An 18,175-nucleotide genomic window follows, 5' to 3' on the forward strand; every position below is an offset into this window, starting at 1 on the left:
TCGCAGGCGGGGCGCCGCGATCCTGAGGGGCAATGAGCCGACCGAAGTGCGAGAGGACGAGGCGAGAGCATGACGGTATCGCACAAGCTGGCTTCCGGGCGGACCACGGCGCGCGTGCTCCTCGCCAGCCTGATCGGCACCACCGTCGAGTTCTACGACTTCTACATCTACGCCACCGCCGCGAGCCTGGTCTTCGGGCCGCTGTTCTTCCCGGCCACGCTGCAATCGGCCGAGCTGATCAGCGCCTATGCGAGCTTCGGCCTCGCCTTCGTGGCACGGCCGATCGGCGGTGCGGTGTTCGGGCATTTCGGCGACCGGGTCGGGCGCAAGGCGACGCTCGTCGCCTCGCTCCTGCTGATGGGACTCTCGACCTCGGCGATCGGCCTCTTGCCGACCTATGCGCTCGCCGGCTGGCTCGCGCCGGCGCTCCTCTGCCTCCTGCGTTTCGGGCAGGGCCTGGCGCTCGGCGGCGAGTGGAGCGGGGCCGCCCTCCTGGCGCTCGAGAACGCCCCGCCGGGTTGGCGGGCGCGCTACGCGATGTTCGCGCCGCTCGGCGCGCCCCTCGGCTTCTTCGTCGCCAACGGGCTGTTCCTGATCCTCACCCTGGCCCTGACGCCGGAGCAATTCGCCGAGTTGGGCTGGCGGGTGCCGTTCCTGCTCAGCGTGCCGCTGGTGTGGCTCGGGCTGTGGGTTCGCACCCATCTCGGCGAGACCGAGGAATTCGCCGCCTCAGTGAAGGAGGCCAAGCCCCCGCGCGCGCCGCTCGTCGAGCTGATGCGCCTCCATGCCGGCCAGGTGGTCGCCGGGATCTTCGGGGTCGTGGCCTGCTTCTCGCTGTTCTGGACCGCGACCGCCTTCGCGCTCGGCTACGGCACGACGACGCTCGGCCATTCCCGGGCGTCGTTCCTCCTCGTCGAGCTCGGCGCGATCCTGTTCATGGCCGCCGCGATCGTCACCGCGAGCTGGCTGTCCGACCGGGTCGACCCGACCCGCGTCCTCATCGTCGGCTGCGCAGGCACCATCGTCGCCGGCATCCTGCTGGCGCCGATGCTCGGCAGCGGATCGCTCGTCACGACCTTCGTGTTCCTGGCCTTCGCCCTCTGGGTGATGGGCTTCGTCAACGGGCCGCTCGGGGCCTGGCTGCCGAGCCTGTTTCCGCCGCGGGTGCGCTACTCGGGCACCTCGGTCGCCTTCAATGTCGGCGGCATCGTCGGCGGCGCGTTCTCGCCGATGATCGCTCAGGGACTTGCCGAGCGCAGCGGCCTGACCGCGGTCGGCTTCTACCTCGCGCTGACCGGCGGGATCAGCCTGATCGCCTTCGACGTGAGCGCCCGTCGGCGCACCCTCGGGGCGCTCGGCCGCAGCGAGCGGCGCTATCGCGGGCTGTTCGAGCAGGCCCACGTCGCGCTCTGCGAAATCGACCTGTCCGCCGCGCACGAGGCGGTGACGGCGTCGCGTGGAGTGCAGGATTCCGGCTCCATCCTCCACGACGCCATCGCGCGCCGCGATGCCTCGCCCGACGTGACGCTGGTCGACGCGAACGACGCGACGGTGCAGCTCCTCGGCGGCGTCTCGCGGGGGGCGGTGCTCGGCGCGATGACCCGCTTCCTGCCGCCGGGCAGCGACCTCCCCGCCATGCTCCTCGCGCGGCTCGGCCAGGGCGGCGGCCGGTTCGAGATGCAGGGGAAGCTCCTGCGGGCCGACGGCCGGGAGGTCACCGCGATCCTCGTCCTGGCGCTGCCCGACGACGATTCGGGCTACGACCGGGTCTCTTGCGCGATGATCGACGTGACCGAGCGCGAGCGCGCCAAGGAGGCGTTGCTCGCCGCCCAGAGCGAGCTCGCCCGGGCCGGCCGGGTCGCGACGGTGGGGGCGATCTCGGCCTCGATCGCCCACGAGGTCAACCAGCCGATCGGCGCCATGGTGATGAGCGCCGAGGCCTGCCTGCGCTGGCTGCGGCGCGAGGCACCCGACCTCGCGGCCGCCGAACGCGCGGCCGAGCGGGCGGTGCGCGACGGCCTGAGGGCGAGCCAGATCGTGCAGCGGACCCGCGAGCAGCTCGGGCGCGACCGGCGCCCTCCTGAGATCGTCGACCTGCGGGACGTCCTCGCCGAGGCCGCACACCTCCTCGACCGCGAGATCTCCGCCGCCTCGGCGAGCCTGCGCATGCGCGTCTCGGTGCCTGGGGCCCGGGTCCTCGGCGACCGGGTCGAGCTGCAGCAGGTCGTCGTCAACCTGGTCGTGAACGGCCTGCACGCGATGCGGGCGGTGCCGGAGGCCCGGCGACGGCTCGATGTCGCGCTCTCCGCCCCGTCTTCGGATCGGGTCCGGCTGTCAGTGAGCGATCACGGCACCGGCATCGCGCCCGACCAGCTGCCGAAGCTCTTCAGCCCCTTCTTCACCACCAAGCGCGACGGGATGGGCATCGGCCTGTCGATCTGCAAGGCGATCGTCGAGGCCCATGGCGGGACGCTCGGAGGCCACAACAACGAGGGACCGGGCGCGACCTTCACGGTCGAGCTGCCCCTTCACGAGGATGCGGCCTGCGCCGCGGCGGCCGAGCCGGCCACCGCGGACGCCTGACACCGCGCTCAGCGCGCCGGCACCGCCGCAAACAGAGCGTTCAGCCCCTCCGCCGTCGTCGGATGCGCCAGGATCGCGTCGCGCAAAGCGGTGTAGGGGAGCCCCGCCAGCATCGCGACCTGGACCGCCGCCATGACCTCGCCGGCGTCGGTCCCGAGCATCGCGAAGCCGAGGATGCGGTCGTCCGGCCCGATCACCGCCTTCATGAATCCCTCGGTCAGGCCCGTGGTCCGGGTGCGCAACACCGCCCGCATCGGCAGCTTGGCGACCCGGATCTCCGCGCCGCCCGCCCGTGCCTCCGTCTCGCTCAGGCCCACCCGGGCGAGTGGCGGGTCAGTGAACAGGCAGTAGGGCATCTGACGGCCGGCGGTGGAGCGCCCGCCGCCCTTCAGCGCGTCCCGCACCACCCGGTAATCGTCGGCCGAGGCGTGGGTGAAGGCGGGGCTGCCGGCGCATTCGCCGATCGCCCAGATCCCCGGCGCCGTCGTGGCGAGGCGATCGTCGACCCGGACCGTGCCGCGCTCCGTCATCGCGACGCCGGCACGATCGAGCCCGATCCCGTCGGTATTGGGCATGCGCCCCGCCGCGACCAGGATGTGGCTGCCCGCCACCACGGATTCGCCCTCGCTCGATCGCACCACGACCTCGACGGCATCGCCCGAGCGGCCGCGCACCCGCACCACGGCGGTGCCGGTCCGCAGCGCGATCCCCTCGGCCGTCAGCAGCCGCGCCAGCGCGTCCGCCACGTCCGCGTCCTCGCGGCCCGCGATCCGCTCGCCGCGCTCGATCACCGTGACGGTGCTGCCGAACCGGCGATAGGCCTGCGCCAGTTCGAGGCCGACATAGCCGCCGCCCAGGACGATCAGGTGGTCGGGCAGGACGTCGAGTTCGAGCGCCTCGATGTTGGTCAGCGGCTCCGCCTCGCGCAGGCCCGGAACGTCCGGGAGCGCCGGACGCGTGCCGAGGTTGAGCACGATGGTGTCGGCGGTGAGCACCCGCTCCCCGCCCGCGTTCAACGCGACCGCGACCGTCTTCGGGCCCGTGAACCGCGCGCTGCCCATGACCAGCTCGGCGCCGCTGTCGCGGTACTTGTCGAGGTGCATCTCGACGAGGCCGGCTACCATCGCCCGCTTGCGCTCGACCACGCGGCGCATGTCGACCCGGACCGGGCCGGTCTCGACGCCGTAGCGGCCCGCGTTGCGGGCGAGATGGGCGATCTCGGCGCTCCAGATCTCGTTCTTGCTCGGCAGGCAGTTGGTGTTGGGGCAGGAGCCGCCGATCCAGCGGCGCTCGACCACCGCGACCCGCTGCCCCGCTTTCGCCAGGTCCCAGGCCAGGAACTTGCCGCCCTCGCCGCTGCCGATCACCACGGCGTCGTATCGTTCGCTCATCGCGTGTCCTCCTCGAAGCGGGTTGTCGTGGGGCGGACCGCGGAAGGTCCGCCCGGGGCGGGTCTCAGACCGGGATCGGGTTGGCGACGAGGCCTGCGTTGAAGGCATTGACCATTGCGTGCTCCTTGGCGCCGGGATTGTCGCGCACGGAGCGCACAGCCTCGACGACGACCTCCTCGGCCTCGGTGCCGAGCCCGGTCATCGTCTCGGCGATGAAGGCGTCGAGGGGCATGGCGCGCGGATCGCCGCTCTTCTTGATGAGGTCGGTGTCGACCCAGGGCGGCGCGATCTCCTGGACGGTGACACGGGTGTTGCGCAGCATGAAGCGTTGCGAGAGCGTGTAGGCATGCAGGGCCGCCTTGCTGGCCGAGTAGACCGCCGTGCTCGCCAGCGGCAGGAAGGCGAGGATCGAGGTGTTGTTGACGATCGTCGCCCGCGGCTGCGCCTTCAGGTGCTCGATCAGGGCGGAGGTCATCCGGATCGGCCCGAGCAGGTTGGTGGTCAGGATCGCCTGCGCGACCGCATCGTCGATGAGTCCGGACGCGTCGTCGAACGGCATGATGCCGGCATTGTTGAACAGCACGTTGAGCGCCGGGAACTCGGCCACGACCCTGGCGGCGGCCGTCTTGATCGCCTCCGGATCATTGATGTCGAGGGCGATCGAGGCCATCCCGGGATTGGCCCGTGTCACCTCGTCGAGGAGCGCCTGGCGGCGGCCCGCGACGATCACCTGATTGCCGAGCCGGTGAAAGGCCTCGGCGAAGCCGCGGCCGATGCCGGAGGTGCCGCCGGTGATGAGGATGGTGTTGCCGGTGAGCTGCATCGTTTGGTCTCCAAGGGTATGGGCCGGATGGTCATGGACCGGACGACCGGAGGCACGCCGCTCGGGGCGGGTCCTCCCGGACGAGGGGATCGGTCGCGTGGCAGGTTCGAGGAGAGCCGGCCCCGTGGATCGATGCCTTGAGGCCGGCGACGAGGATCAGCTTACCGGTTCGGCCCGGCCGCGATATCGACGTCTGGTCTGAGCGCGATCACACCTTGCGCCAGCGTGATTATACAAAAGTGTCAGGCGATGCTCCGCACGCTTCGATTGACGCAAGGACACTTTTTGCTTTGGTGGGCTCGATCTCGTCGCGCGCGGAATCTCGGTCTCGTCGCGCGCGGAATGCGGTGTCACCACGACGAATACGGATCGTCCACCGGAACGGGACGAATAGCTTGGCCGTCACCTTGAGCCGGATTGGTCCGTTGACTATGCCGGTGGGCGAGGGCGCAGCGAGGCTCGCGAGGACTCGGCGATGACGGTGGCAGGCAACATCCGAGGCCCGGGCGCGAGCCCGCCCGCCGTGGCGGCGACGGCCCCGCTGGTGGTCATCGTCGAGGATGACGAGGGGATCCGCGAGGGTCTCCAGGACCTGCTGCGGTCGGTCGGCCTCGACGCGATCGCCTTCGGATCGACCGCCGACCTGCTCGCGGCGAGCCTGCCGGACAGGCCGGGCTGCCTCGTCCTCGATGTCCGGTTGCCCGGCACCAGCGGGCTCGATCTGCAGGCGAAGCTCGCCGCGACGGGCAGCCGCCTGCCGATCATCTTCATGACCGGCCACGGCGATATCCCGATGAGCGTCCGGGCGATGAAGGCGGGGGCGCTCGACTTCCTGACCAAGCCCTTTCGCGACCAGGACATGCTCGACGCGATCGCCGTCGCGATCGAGCGGGACAAGGCCCGGCGGACCGAGAGCGCGGGCACGGCCGAACTCGCCCGCCTGGCCGCGACCCTGACCACCCGCGAGGCCGAGGTGATGCAGCACGTCGTCCAGGGGCTGCTCAACAAGCAGATCGCCCACGCCCTCGGCATCAGCGAGATCACGGTGAAGATCCACCGCGGCAACGTCATGCGGAAGATGCAGGCGGGCTCCGTCGCCGACCTCGTGCGCAAGGCCGAGGCGCTGAAGGTGCCGGAGGGCTGACAGTCCTAAGCAGACTTGCGTTGGCAGGCCAACGCTTCGTCCGCTTAGATCCTTGTTTTATCGTAGATTTTTTCCGCAAAACCGGCGGCCGCTTTTGCGAAATCTGCTTAGCCGCATTTCGCACCCGGCGGGGTTCGTCGATTGTCCCTGCCGAGCGGCACGGGCGGCCGGGCACGATCCGGTCGCACCACACCATCGTATGATTCCGTTCGATCGGCACTTGGCCCATCTCGGGCAGGGCGAGCATGCCCATGGGACACCGGAAAGGACGCCCCTTGTCGGTCGGAAAGGCAACGGTTGCGGTCGTCGACGACGACGAGGGTGTGCTGGACGCGACGTCCGGCTTCCTCGAGTCGCTGGGCTACGAGGCTGTGGCGTTCAGTTCGGGCGCGGCGTTCCTGGCGTCCGACGCGTTTCTGGGCGCCGAGGCGCGGGTGCGAACGGCGGAAACTCTGGCCTGCCTCCTGACCGACGTGGACATGCCGGGCATCAACGGCCTGGAACTGCAGGAGCGCGTGCGGCGGATCCGGCCCGATCTGCCGATCATCATGATGACGGGGTTCTACGACGATGCGATCCGCCGGCGCGCCCTCGCCGGCGGGGCGCGGGACCTCCTGCGCAAGCCCCTCGCAGCCGACGCGCTGATCCGCTGCCTCGAGGACACCGTCCGGTCCTGACCGCGGCCATCCCATCGGATGCGCGGCTCGAACCCGGTCCTGGGCGTCGGTTCTCCCAACGCGGGTCCCCCGGACCGATGTCCGGTGAACCTGGGCATCGGGATGCGGGTGACGAGCCGCAGTACGGTCGCGCGGCTTGCCGGCATGTGGAGGTGCGTGAGGAGACGCGCGCCGCCTGCACCGCCGCAGGCGAGGCCGACCCTGGCCTGCGCCTCGCCAAGCCGCCGCGTGCGCCGGGCGCGCGGTGCGAGGATGGTCGTTGGCGTCTCGGCGAAGGTCCGGCGTCGGCAGGTCGGGTTGAGACAGTAGAACCGCCGCACCTCGATGCGGAGCCTTGTCTGCGATGCCAACACTGGCAGGTCGGCGGGCTCGCGGTGATAGCGGCCATGGACGGACCGGCTCGCATGCCCGCAATCGGGACATCGGCTGCTGTCGGCATCCAGCCTCATTGGGATGACGAGGTGATCCTCGTCTCGTTCAGCGAACCGCGCGACACGGCACTCGGGGATGGCAAGGGAGATATCCATGCCCTCCACTATGGGGGGAGGGCAGGCCTACCCTTCAGCGGCCCGAGTCGATCCACTACCATCCACGCAAAACGAGCAAGAACCCCTCGGTCTTGACGCGGCCGGTTCGCTCATTGACGAGAGCCGCCAGCGCCTCCGGCCAGAGTGTCTGTCCGGGATCATGCTGATTGTTGGCAGAGTTTTCTGAGCATGATGCGGATGGAAGCAAGGCGCAGGAAAGCCAGCGCCTTGCGGGTGCGGCACTCCCAATCCTTCGCCAGCCGCCGGCAGCGATTGAGCCAACCAATCGTCCGCTCCACGATCCAGCGCTTGGGCAGGACCTCGAACCCGACCGCCTGATCCGACCGCTTGACGATTTCCACCGTCACAGACCGGCAGACCCGTTCCAACGCCTCCCGGAACACCGGCCCCTGGTAGCCGCCATCTGCATACAGCTTCAGCAGGAACGGGTAGAGACTAAACAGCGTCGCCATGACCCATACGCCGCCATCACGATCCTGCACGTCGGCCGGATGCACCAGAGCATGCATCAGCAGACCTTGCGTATCGACGAGGAGATGGCGCTTCTTGCCTTTGATCTTCTTGCCCGCATCATAGCCGGACGGGTCGATCGTGCGCCCCCTTTTTCCGCGCTCTTGACGCTCTGGCTGTCAATGATCGCTGCCGTTGGGCTGGCCTCACGTCCTGCCTGTTCGCGGCAGAGAACGTAGAGGGTGTGATGGATGCGCAGGAGAGTTCCGTCGTAATCCCATAAATCGAAGTAACCATGTACCGTCGAGCGAGGCGGTAGATCTTTTGGGATAGCGCGCCATTGGCACCCCGTTACAAGGATATACATCAAGCCGTTGACCACCTCGCGCAGATCAACCGTTCGTTTGTTTCCCCCGCGTCGAGCCGGCGGGAGAAGGGGAGCAACAAGCGCCCATTCCTCATCCGTCAAATCAGTGGGATAGCGAAGCTTGCTGCGGTCGTACCGCTGGCGGTTCTCAGGCGTCCACATCGCTCAAGCATACGCCTGTCGGCGCGAACCGCAACGCGCTCCGAAAAAACAAATTCTTCCCGGACAGACTCAGAGAGGCGGGGCTGGTTTGCCAGCGAGATCGTCAGGCAGGGGAAAGCGAAACTCGTAACGGCCGGCGCGGTGCTGACCGAACTTCATGCGGCCCATCGTACTTGGTCCCGTAGCACGCGCCGACGGGTAAGCATCTGAAAACCAACAACTTCTGGGGTCGCAATGACTTAGCCGCCGCATGGCGCGCCCTACGGGACTCGGTCGCCTTGCTGGAAAATCTTGGGCTAGAGTCGGAAATTCGTTGCAGGATTTCCGATCGGGGGTAGCGTTTTTCGGGGCTGACATTGCGACGGCCCGTTGCCGTTGTCGATCATCGAGGGCCCGCGTTCAAGTATGCCGAGGTTCGCCCTGGTCCCGTTCACCCGGCAAGCGGTTCGGGGCGGCGTCTTTCGGTTTCGGCTTCAGCTTCCCGCCGATGTCGTTGCTCGGCTCGAAGCCCTCGACGTTCCCGATGTAAAGCGCACGGTGACGTTCTCGTTGAAGACCCGCGATCCGCTCGCAGCGCGTAGCCGAGCCTTGCGGGCTGCCGCCGATCTCGGCGACCTGATCCGAGAAGTTCGAGGCGGGGCATCGTTCCCGGCGTGGAGCTTCGACCCCAGCCCGTACCAGCGTGATACGATTGTCCGCCCGAGCGCCGAGCCCGAGCGGGTGGTGGTAGCGCAGCCCGCCGATGGCGACGCCGAGCGCAAAACGCCCGTCCGCACGAAGGCCATGACGCTGCGCCGAGCCTATGAGGAGGTCTACCTGCCTCGCCGGAGCGAGCGCAAAGGTGCTCCGCCTCGACGGCGTTCCCGGCTCGACATCGAGAAGGCGATCACCCGCTTCGAGGCTCAGATCGGCGACAAGGCGATCACCGCCATCACCCGCCAGGATGCCGAGCGCTTCGTGCGCGGCCTGCGCGTCGGCTCGGTCGCCACATTGAAGAAGACGGTGACGGGGCTCGCGACCATCTGCAACGCGGCGGTCGCCGCCGACCTGATCCCGGCGAATCCCTTCCGGGGCCTGGGTCCCGACCGCGCCACCATCACCGACGCGCGGCGCAGCTACCAGCGCTTCGACCTCGACCAACTCGCGCGCGTCTTTGCCAGGACCGAGCGCGAAAGCGGGGCCGTGCTGTGGCTGCCGCGCCTGCTGCTGCTCACGGGCGCCCGCCTGGAGGAGATGGCGCAGCTTCGTGCATCCTGGTTCGTGCGACGCGATGGAGTGGACGTGATCGACCTGCACGAAGCGCGGGTGAAGAGCGCGCACAACCGGCGGCTGATCCCTCTGCACCGGGACCTTCTCGAACTAGGGATCCTGGATCTGGTGAAGCGCGCCGACGATCGCCTCTTCCCCGAGTTGAAGTACCGGGCGTCGGCGGAGCGCTGGAGCGGGGCAATCAGCAGCAAGCTCAACCGCGAGATCGATGCCGCGCTCGGAGCCAATCGACGGCTGACGGTGCACTCACTGCGCAAGACGTTCGAGCACGCGGCCTATGCGGTGGGGGTCCCGAAGCCGTCGATCAACGCGATCACCGGGCACAAGCCCGCCGACGTCTCCGAGGAGCACTACCTGATGCTCCAGGATGACGTCCCGCTTCTCAAGAAGCACATCGACCAGATCACCTTCCCGTTCCTCGTTCGAGAGCGGGCCGCCGCCTAGATGTTGCTGAAAGCGGCCTTGACGTAGAAGGTTATGCTGCACGAACTTCTTCCCGCCCCGTGCGAAGGGCGGCGTAGTAGCTGGAACGGCTGATGCCGAGGACGCGGCAGGTCTCCGGCACCGTCGTCTCCGGATCGTCGTGGGCGAGTAGGACCTGCCGGATCAGGGCGGCGGTGAGCTTCGGCGGGCGGCCGAACCGCACTCCCCTCTCGCGGGCGAGGGCGGCGCCCGCCTTCGTGCGGGCGAGGATGAGGTCGCGTTCCAGGGCGGCGACGCTGCCGACGACGGTGATGAAGAAGCGGCCCATGGCCGAGCCCGTGTCGATCTGTTCGCGCAGGGAGACAAGCTTGGCGCCCTTGGCCTCGATCTCCTCGACGATCTGGAGCAGGTGCAGCGGCGAGCGGGCGAGGCGGTCGAGGGCGAAGACCGCGATCTGGTCGCCCTGACGGAGCAGGTCGAGGACGCGGCGAAGCTCGGTTCGATCGCGTCGGGCGCCACTGGCCTTCTCGCGGTAGACGTCGCGATCGTCGACGCCAGCCTTGGCGAGGGCGTCGAGTTGGATGGTCCAATCCTGGTCCGAGGTTGAGACCCGGCTGTATCCGTACCTACGCCCGACCGTAGCGCCGATCATCGTGCAGAAACTCCCGTACACCACTCCTGACTTTGTGCACGGACTTCCTGGACGATCGTCGCCTTGAGGGCGGGCGTGTTCCGGGCGGCGTGCGGAAAGCCAAGAGTTGTTGCACAGCCAGGGTCGCACGACACGGAAACACCGCAAGCATTTTTAAACCAGCAAGCGGCAAGGAGCGTGGCGAACAATGCCTACATCAGACGCAGCGCATGCCGGGATGAGGTCTCCTCGTCTGAGTGGCTTTTGAGTCGCGCAGTCGCCGAACAGATACCCGAGGGTTCGCATCAAGGTTGTTACGGCCAATCTGGATCGCTACGGTCTCGCTTGGGGTGGAGATGGCACCGTGCGATGCCCACGAACGCGAATTTCGGCTTTCTGGACGAGTACGACGCCACCCTGGTGGCGCTTCCGGCTCAGGCCGAGACCTACTTCCGCACCGATCCCTCGACGGCGCTGATCAAGCTGCGCCAGTTCGCGGAGCTTCTCACAAAGGAGATCGCGGCCCGCCACGGCGCCTATCAGCCTGAGCGCCGGGAGACCTTCGAGAGCATCCTCACCCGACTGTCCTACGAGCGCATTCTTCCGCGCGAGACGGCGGACCTGTTTCACGGCCTGCGTCGGCTCGGCAACGACGCCGTGCACGAGTCTAAAGGCACTCACGCCGATGCCCTGTCAGGTCTGAAGCTCGCCCGTCAGATCGCGATCTGGTTTCATCGCACCTACGGGCGACGCCCGGATTTCCGCCCGGGTCCCTTCGCGCCGCCCGCGCCGCCGATCGATGCGGCGGCGGCCCTGCGCGACGAGATCGTCGCGCTGCGGCAGCGCCTCGTCGAGACCCAGGACGCGGCCGAGGTGGCGAAGTACCGGGCCGAGCGGGAAGCGCGAGAACGCGAGGACCTGAACGCCCTGCTGGCTCAGGAGCAGGAGGAACGGGCGATCTGGGAGGCGCTCGCCCAGGAGAACGAAGCGGCCAAGACCGAGATGGCGGCTCGCCTCGCCACGCTCCAGGCCGACGCCGTTCAGACCCCGAAGGACGTTCGCCATCTGCTTCAGCGCGCCGAAGAGGCCGCCAAACAGATCGATCTCGACGAGGCGGACACCCGCGCCCTCATCGACAGGCAGTTGCGGGATTGCGGCTGGGAAGTCGACACCCACCTGCTGCGCTACAGCGAGGGCACGCGACCGACGAAAGGCCGTAACCTCGCCATCGCCGAGTGGCCGACCGCCAACGGCAAAGCCGATTACGCCCTGTTCGTCGGCACCACCCTCGTCGGCGTCGTTGAGGCGAAGCGCCAGCGCAAGAACGTCTCGGCCGCCATCGATCAGGCCGAGCGGTACGCCCGCGGGATCACGGCCGTCGAGGGTGGTGGGCTGGCGGCAGGCGCGCCGTGGATCGACGGGGCGCATCAGTACGGTGCGCCCTTCGTCTTCGCGGCGAACGGGCGCGTCTACCTCAAGCAGATCGAGACGGAGAGCGGCATCTGGTTCCGCGACGTGCGCAAGCCCACCAACCTGCGCCGCGCTCTCGTCGACTGGCCCACGCCACAAGGGCTTCTCGGCAAGCTGGAGGTCGACATCGAGGCAGCCTCCCAAGCCCTGAAGGCTCAGCCGTTGGAATTCGGCTTCTCACTGCGCCCCTGCCAGCGCGAGGCCATCGCGTCCGTCGAGCAGGCCCTCGAAGCGGGCCGCCGCAGCCTGCTCGTCGCGATGGCCACCGGCACTGGCAAGACGAAGACGGCCATCGCACTGCTTTACCGCCTCCTCGCGGCCAAGCGCTTCCGGCGGGTCTGCTTCGTCGTCGACCGCTCCGCCCTTGGCCTTCAGACCGAGGGCGAGTTCTCGACTACGAAGGTGATCGCGGGCCGCAGCTTCGCCGAGGTTTTCGGCCTCAAGGGGCTAAGGGACATAACCCCGGAGGACGAGACCAAGCTCCACATCTGTACGATCCAGAGCTTGGTCAAGCGCGTCCTGCTGGCGCCCGAGCCGTCGCTGGCGCCCGCGATCGACCAGTACGATCTCGTCGTCGTCGACGAATGTCACCGTGGCTACCTGCTCGACCGTGAACTCTCCGATGCCGAGTTGAGTTTTCGCGATGAGGCCGACTACATTTCCAAGTACCGCCGCGTGCTCGACTACTTCGACGCGGTCAAGATTGGTCTGACTGCCACGCCTGCTCTGCATACCACGGAAATTTTCGGCGCGCCGATCTTCACCTACTCATACCGTGATGCCGTGATCGACGATATCCTCATCGATCACGAGCCGCCGATCCGGATCGAGACGGCCCTGGCGCGCTCTGGCATCAGCTTCAGCAAGTCCGATCAATTGGAGATGTTCAACACGGCAACAGGCGAAGTTGATCTCGCGTATGCGCCGGATGATCTGCACTTTGAGATCGAACAATTTAATAAATCGGTTATCGCTCCAGAGTTCAACCGCGTCGTAGCTGAGGAACTCGCCCGGCACATCGACCCCGCGCTGCCGGGCAAGACCCTGATCTTCGCCGCGACCGACGCGCATGCCGACATTGTGGTAGACCGGATCAAGAGCGCTTTTGCCGCTGCCTTTGGTGAGATCGACGACGCCGCGGTGAAGAAGATCACCGGGAGCGTTGACAAGGTGCAGGATCTGATCCGCGCGTTTCGGAACGACGCCAACCCGAAAATCGTCGTGACCGTCGACCTGCTCACGACGGGGATCGACGTTCCCTCAATCACGAACCTCGTCTTCTTGCGGCGGGTCAATAGTCGCATCCTCTACGAGCAGATGGTCGGGCGCGCGACTCGGCTTTGCCCGAGCATCGGCAAGGAGGTGTTTCGCATCTTCGACGCGGTCGACCTCTACCCGCGCCTGCAAACGGTCACCGCGATGAAGCCCGTGGTCGTCAATCCGACCATCAGCTTCGCGCAACTCGTCGACGAACTCGCGAGCGCCGACACTGAGGTGCAGCGTGAGACCGTGCGAGCCCAGTTGCTGGTCAAACTTCGGCGACGCCTGAAGCACCTGTCCGAAGCTGCGCGGGGCGCCTACGAGGCCGCGGCCGGGGAGACGCCGGAAGCGACGCTCGCACGTCTCCACGCCGCGACAGGTGATGAGCTTATCGCCTGGGTCACAGCGCATCGGAGCATCGGGCCTGTCTTGGACGGGGTCACGCAGTACGGAGCACCGCCCACGGTGCCCATCTCCCCCCACCCCGACAAGGTAGTTGCCGTTACGCGTGGCTATGGGACAGCAGCCAAACCCGAGGATTTCCTCGACGGGTTCGCGGCGTTTGTGAGGGAGAACGTCAACACCATCGCGGCGCTGAAGGTCGTGGTGCAGCGCCCGCGCGACCTCACCCGTGCGCAGCTTCGTGCCCTCCGCCTGGAACTCGACCAGCGCGGCTTCTCTGAGGCCAACCTAAAACGGGCCTGGAACGACGCACGGAACGAGGAGATCGCAGCCTCGATCATCGGCTTCGTGCGACAGGCCGCCCTCGGCGACCCGCTCGTGCCTTATGCCGAGCGCGTCAGCGCGGCGATGCGCCGAATTCTCGGCCGTCGTCCCTGGACAGAGCCCCAGAAGCAGTGGCTCAAGCGCATTGGTGAGCAGCTCGCGACCGAGATCGTCGTGGACCGCGAGGCCCTCGACCAGGAGCCCTTCAAGAAGGATGGTGGCTTCAATCGCCTCAACCGAATTTTCGACGGCGGCATCGAGGCGGTGCTGGCCGACGTGAACGAAGAACTCTGGCAGCAGGCAAGTTGATGGATACGACTACCCCCACCACTCGCGATATCGTTGCCAAGCTCTGGTCGCTCTGCCATGTCCTGCGCGATGATGGCGTGAGCTACAACGAGTACGTGACGGAACTCACGTACCTGCTGTTCCTCAAGATGCTCGCCGAGACCGAGCGGGAGGATCGCCTCCCGGCATCGTACCGTTGGAACACGCTCGTTCAGCGTGAGGGGCTTGACCAACTCGACTACTACAAGCGGCTGCTCCTCGATCTCGGCAATCCGAAGATGGTCGGTGACGCCCTTGTGCTGGCGATCTTCGCCGACGCGCAGACGCGGCTGAAACGGCCGACGAACTTGAAGGCCCTCACCACCGCGATCGACAAGCTCGATTGGTTTTCAGCCCGGGAGGAAGGGCTCGGCAACCTCTACGAGGGTCTACTGGAGAAGAACGCGGCGGAGAAAAAGTCCGGGGCCGGGCAGTACTTCACGCCGCGCCCGCTCATCGACTGCATCGTGCGCTTAATGAAGCCGAAGGCGGGCGAGGAGATCCAGGACCCTGCCGCGGGCACGGGTGGCTTCCTGGTGGCAGCGGACTACTTCATCAAGCAGGCTACTGATAATCTCTACAAACTGTCCGAGGCCGGAGCATTTTTTCAGCGCCACAGCGCCTACAGCGGAGCGGAACTCGTCACCGATACGCACCGGCTCTGCCTGATGAACCTGATGCTGCACGGGATCGAGGGCGGTGTCGCTCACGTCGATACTCTCTCACCGGACGGCGAGGCGCTCGGAGTCGTGGACCTCATCCTCACAAACCCCCCCTTCGGCACGAAGAAGGGTGGCGGGCGGCCGACGCGGACCGATTTTTCGGTCACAGCCGAGACCTCGAACAAGCAGTTGGCGTTCGTCGAGCATGTCGTGCGGGCGCTTAAACCCGGCGGACGCGCGGCTGTGGTAGTGCCCGACAACGTGCTGTTCGAGGACAACACCGGACGCCGCCTGCGCACGTGGCTGATGGACCTGTGCAACGTTCATACGATCCTGCGGCTGCCGACCGGGATCTTCTACGCGCAGGGTGTGAAAACTAATGTGCTGTTCTTTCAGCGTGGGAAGACCGATAAGGGGAACACGAAGTCGGTATGGGTCTACGACCTACGCGCCGACATGCCTGCGTTCGGCAAGACCCGTCCACTCACGGTCTCCGATTTTGCCGATTTTGAGGACTGCTACGGCGCTGACCCGAACGGCGCAGCCAAGCGGATGGACACGGGGGAGGCGGGCAGGTTCCGTTGCTTCACCCGCGAGCAGATCACGACCCGCAATGACAACCTTGATCTCGCGTGGTTGCGCGACACAGAGGCCGACGCTGAAGAAGGTTTAACCGAGCCAGAGGACATCGCAGCGGCAATCATAGGCCACCTCAAGGCTGCCCTGGAGGATATTGAAGCGCTTTCGGACGAGTTGGAAGGTGATGAGAACGGAGAGTACGCGGGTGCATTTGCGGAGGCAGCAGAATGACCGAGCTTCCAAAGGGATGGTCGCAAGCGCCGTTAAGTAAAATAGTAACTCCTCGCTCAATGAAAATTGATCCATCGACAGCAGGCGACTGTCGGTTCGTTGGGCTGGAAGACGTTCAGGCACAAACCGGAGAAATCATAAAAACCCAGCCTATTGACAGCGTCAAAAGCTCGGTTGAGATCTTTCAGAAGCGCGATATTTTGTATGGTCGCCTCCGTCCGTATTTAAACAAAGTGGTCTATGCGCCGTTCGACGGCGCGGCCTCTGCCGAGTTCATTGTCCTGCCTCCAGGTAAGGTGCTGCGACAGGAATTTTTGCGCCACGTCCTCACATCCCTCCCATTCCTCAACTATACCTCAGTGGTGAGCAAAGGAGATCGTCCCCGAGTAACTTGGGAAGCGATCGGACAGTTTAACGTCGCCGTTCCACCAGCCGCAGAGCAACAGCGCATTGTTGCCAAGATCAATAATTTATCAAAGAGGTCAAAGCGTGCGACTGATCACCTGAAGATCATACCACGACTGATTGATAATTATAAAAAAAGATTACTAAATGCCGCCTTCCGGGGTGATCTTACGAAATTTGCTCGGGATAATTTCAGCTTCAATACGGAGGAGTTTTTCTCCACAAAAATCGAGGCGCAGCGCGCGTCGCGTAAGAATGCACCAAAAGGATTCGTAAGTCGGGAAGGTGTCGACTTTCCTGAAATCCCAGATAGTTGGAAGTATTTGACTGTTCATAAGCTTTATGAGCAGGGGTGGCTTCATGATTATGCAGATGGAAATCATGGGTCGCTTTATCCGCGATCAGAAGATTTTTCAGAGATCGGGGAAATATTTGTGACGGCGTCACAGATCGTTGGTGGCTGCATTGACTTCAATAATGCGCCGCGCCTCTCTCATGATAAATCCAAAATGCTTCGGAAAGGCTGGGCTAAGGGGGGAGATGTATTATTAACGCACAACGCTACAGTTGGGCGAGTTGCCGTTGTCGATAAATCGGTAGGAAGTTTTTTGCTGGGAACGTCCGTGACTTATTATAGGCCAGAGCCGTCCGTGCTATGTCCTGAATATTTGTCATTTGCTTTGCAAACTCCTTTATTTCAGAGGCAACTTCAAGTTGTGATGGCGCAAACTACTAGGAATCAAGTCCCAATAACGCAACAGGCGTTTCTAGAAATTCCGGTCGCTCCTGTATGGGAGCAAAAGGAAATCGTAAAAATCATCAATCGCGCCTTTGATTGGGTAGACCGAATTCATAGAGAAGCTGATAGTGCTCGCAAGCTGATCGCTCGCCTTGATCAAGCAGTCGTAGAAACGGCATTCCGCGGTGAACTTGTGCCGCAGGACCCAACCGACGAGCCTGCGAGCGTCCTGCTGGAGCGGATCAATGCGGAGAGGGCGGGCTCATCCCCTACCGAGAAGCGCCGTGGCCGACCGCGTGCGGCGCCCCTGCTCTGATGGCAATCCCGGACTTCCAGACCCTGATGCTGCCGGTTCTCCAGGAGGCCGCTACAGGCGAGGTGCGCATTGGCGACGTCGTCGAGCGCCTCGCCGATCAGTTCAGCCTCACGAGTGAGGAGCGCTCGCACCTGCTGCCGTCTGGGCGTCAGACCACCTTCGCCAATCGCACGCATTGGGCCAAGAGCTACCTGAGCAAGGCAGGGCTCGTCGATCTCACTCGGCGCGCGCACTTCAGGATCACAGCACGGGGTCAGAGCGTGCTGGATCAGTCGCCCGCACGGATCGACATCACCTACCTGAAGCGCTTCCCCGAATTCCAGGCGTTTCGCTTCGCGCAAGATGGGGCCGAGGAGCAAGCCGACACGCTCGTGGAAGCGAGTGGGGCAACGACGAGCCTCACGCCCGACGAGGTCATGCGGGCGGCGGGGCGCCAGCTTGAGGCCGCACTCGCCAGCGAGCTTCTCCAGCGGGTGATGGCGGGCACGCCTGCCTTCTTCGAGAGCCTCGTCGTGCAGCTTCTGATCGCCATGGGGTACGGCGGCTCGGTCAACGACCTTGACCGAGCCCTCGTCGGACGTTCGGGCGATGGGGGCGTCGATGGCGTCATCGATCAGGACCCGCTCGGCCTGGATCGGATCTACGTGCAAGCGAAGCGCTACGCCGAGGACAACAACGTCGGCGCCTCGGCCATCCGCGACTTCTTCGGTAGCCTCGACCGCTTCAAAGCCACGAAGGGCCTGTTCGTCACGACCTCGTCGTTCTCGGCCTCGGCCCGCGAGACCGCGGACCTGCTGAGCAAGCGCATCGTGCTGATCGACGGGCAGCAGCTTGCCCGCCTGATGATCCGGCACGAGGTCGGCTGCCGCGTCGAAGAGCGTCTCGCCATCAAGAAGTTGGACGAGGAGTTTTTCGATGCCTAAACAGCGGACCGTCGCGACTTCGCAAGCGACAATGAGAGCAAAATTAAATCAGGAAGCTCATCAGTTCAG

Annotated in this window: 13 protein-coding genes; 8 read left to right on the forward strand and 5 right to left on the reverse strand. The window is 65.5% G+C overall.

What is annotated here, in order from left to right; translation table 11 throughout:
* Window positions 1-69 precede the first annotated feature (69 nt).
* Complete coding sequence (locus AC3AOF_RS02550; protein ID WP_488347614.1) at window positions 70-2,583, forward strand: MFS transporter; 2,514 nt, start codon at window positions 70-72, stop codon at window positions 2,581-2,583.
* Window positions 2,584-2,591: 8 nt separating this feature from the next.
* Here the strand turns inward: AC3AOF_RS02550 and AC3AOF_RS02555 are convergent, their stop codons facing one another.
* Window positions 2,592-3,974, reverse strand: coding sequence for a mercuric reductase (locus AC3AOF_RS02555; RefSeq protein ID WP_488347615.1), 1,383 nt, complete (start codon window positions 3,972-3,974; stop codon window positions 2,592-2,594).
* Window positions 3,975-4,038: 64 nt separating this feature from the next.
* Window positions 4,039-4,797, reverse strand: coding sequence for an SDR family oxidoreductase (locus AC3AOF_RS02560; RefSeq protein WP_236990980.1), 759 nt, complete (start codon window positions 4,795-4,797; stop codon window positions 4,039-4,041).
* Window positions 4,798-5,272: 475 nt separating this feature from the next.
* Between AC3AOF_RS02560 and AC3AOF_RS02565 the strand changes: the two genes are divergently transcribed.
* Window positions 5,273-5,941, forward strand: coding sequence for a response regulator transcription factor (locus AC3AOF_RS02565; RefSeq protein ID WP_236990981.1), 669 nt, complete (start codon window positions 5,273-5,275; stop codon window positions 5,939-5,941).
* Window positions 5,942-6,216: 275 nt separating this feature from the next.
* On the forward strand, window positions 6,217-6,618 hold the full coding sequence (locus AC3AOF_RS02570; RefSeq protein ID WP_488347616.1) for a response regulator transcription factor: 402 nt from the start codon (window positions 6,217-6,219) through the stop codon (window positions 6,616-6,618).
* Here the strand turns inward: AC3AOF_RS02570 and AC3AOF_RS02575 are convergent.
* Entirely contained in the window at window positions 6,504-7,145 is a 642-nt protein-coding gene (locus tag AC3AOF_RS02575) for a transposase family protein (protein ID WP_488347617.1), read from the reverse strand. The two genes, AC3AOF_RS02570 and AC3AOF_RS02575, sit on opposite strands and share 115 nt — an antisense overlap.
* Window positions 7,146-7,303: 158 nt before the next feature.
* A protein-coding gene (locus AC3AOF_RS02580; protein WP_488347618.1) for an IS5 family transposase occupies window positions 7,304-8,145 on the reverse strand; the annotation gives its coding sequence in 2 pieces (ribosomal slippage) (window positions 7,304-7,755 and window positions 7,755-8,145; 843 coding nt in all).
* A 375-nt stretch (window positions 8,146-8,520) separates the two neighbouring features.
* On the opposite strand from AC3AOF_RS02580, the gene AC3AOF_RS02585 reads away from it, so the two are divergent.
* Window positions 8,521-9,858, forward strand: coding sequence for a DUF6538 domain-containing protein (locus tag AC3AOF_RS02585; protein ID WP_488347619.1), 1,338 nt, complete (start codon window positions 8,521-8,523; stop codon window positions 9,856-9,858).
* Window positions 9,859-9,889: 31 nt separating this feature from the next.
* Here the strand turns inward: AC3AOF_RS02585 and AC3AOF_RS02590 are convergent, their stop codons facing one another.
* Complete coding sequence (locus AC3AOF_RS02590; protein ID WP_488347620.1) at window positions 9,890-10,489, reverse strand: recombinase family protein; 600 nt, start codon at window positions 10,487-10,489, stop codon at window positions 9,890-9,892.
* Between the two features lie 348 nt (window positions 10,490-10,837).
* Here AC3AOF_RS02590 and hsdR point away from each other — a divergent pair, with 348 nt between their 5' ends.
* From hsdR to AC3AOF_RS02610, 4 genes are read left to right on the forward strand one after another with little or no spacing between them, the layout of a single operon-like run.
* Complete coding sequence (gene hsdR / locus AC3AOF_RS02595; protein WP_488347621.1) at window positions 10,838-14,233, forward strand: type I restriction-modification system endonuclease; 3,396 nt, start codon at window positions 10,838-10,840, stop codon at window positions 14,231-14,233.
* The gene (locus AC3AOF_RS02600) at window positions 14,233-15,723 is read left to right on the forward strand and encodes a class I SAM-dependent DNA methyltransferase (RefSeq protein ID WP_488347622.1); all 1,491 of its coding nucleotides are present in this window, start codon (window positions 14,233-14,235) and stop codon (window positions 15,721-15,723) included. The genes hsdR and AC3AOF_RS02600 overlap by 1 nt, the downstream gene beginning before the upstream one ends.
* Complete coding sequence (locus AC3AOF_RS02605; RefSeq protein WP_488347623.1) at window positions 15,720-17,183, forward strand: restriction endonuclease subunit S; 1,464 nt, start codon at window positions 15,720-15,722, stop codon at window positions 17,181-17,183. The genes AC3AOF_RS02600 and AC3AOF_RS02605 overlap by 4 nt, the downstream gene beginning before the upstream one ends.
* The gene (locus AC3AOF_RS02610) at window positions 17,183-18,106 is read left to right on the forward strand and encodes a restriction endonuclease (protein ID WP_488347624.1); all 924 of its coding nucleotides are present in this window, start codon (window positions 17,183-17,185) and stop codon (window positions 18,104-18,106) included. The genes AC3AOF_RS02605 and AC3AOF_RS02610 overlap by 1 nt, the downstream gene beginning before the upstream one ends.
* Window positions 18,107-18,175 lie beyond the last annotated feature (69 nt).

Source organism: Methylobacterium sp. 142-1Y, assembly GCF_057747795.1.

What these genes read in the sequence shown, in the direction of transcription:
- AC3AOF_RS02605 (WP_488347623.1), top strand. Translation starts at nt 15,720, where the DNA reads ATGACCGAGCTTCCAAAGGGATGGTCGCAAGCGCCGTTAAGTAAAATA.
- hsdR (WP_488347621.1), top strand. Translation starts at nt 10,838, where the DNA reads ATGCCCACGAACGCGAATTTCGGCTTTCTGGACGAGTACGACGCCACC.
- AC3AOF_RS02550 (WP_488347614.1), top strand. Translation starts at nt 70, where the DNA reads ATGACGGTATCGCACAAGCTGGCTTCCGGGCGGACCACGGCGCGCGTG.
- AC3AOF_RS02555 (WP_488347615.1), bottom strand. Translation starts at nt 3,974, where the DNA reads ATGAGCGAACGATACGACGCCGTGGTGATCGGCAGCGGCGAGGGCGGC.
- AC3AOF_RS02575 (WP_488347617.1), bottom strand. Translation starts at nt 7,145, where the DNA reads ATGGATATCTCCCTTGCCATCCCCGAGTGCCGTGTCGCGCGGTTCGCT.
- AC3AOF_RS02610 (WP_488347624.1), top strand. Translation starts at nt 17,183, where the DNA reads ATGGCAATCCCGGACTTCCAGACCCTGATGCTGCCGGTTCTCCAGGAG.
- AC3AOF_RS02600 (WP_488347622.1), top strand. Translation starts at nt 14,233, where the DNA reads ATGGATACGACTACCCCCACCACTCGCGATATCGTTGCCAAGCTCTGG.
- AC3AOF_RS02590 (WP_488347620.1), bottom strand. Translation starts at nt 10,489, where the DNA reads ATGATCGGCGCTACGGTCGGGCGTAGGTACGGATACAGCCGGGTCTCA.
- AC3AOF_RS02565 (WP_236990981.1), top strand. Translation starts at nt 5,273, where the DNA reads ATGACGGTGGCAGGCAACATCCGAGGCCCGGGCGCGAGCCCGCCCGCC.
- AC3AOF_RS02560 (WP_236990980.1), bottom strand. Translation starts at nt 4,797, where the DNA reads ATGCAGCTCACCGGCAACACCATCCTCATCACCGGCGGCACCTCCGGC.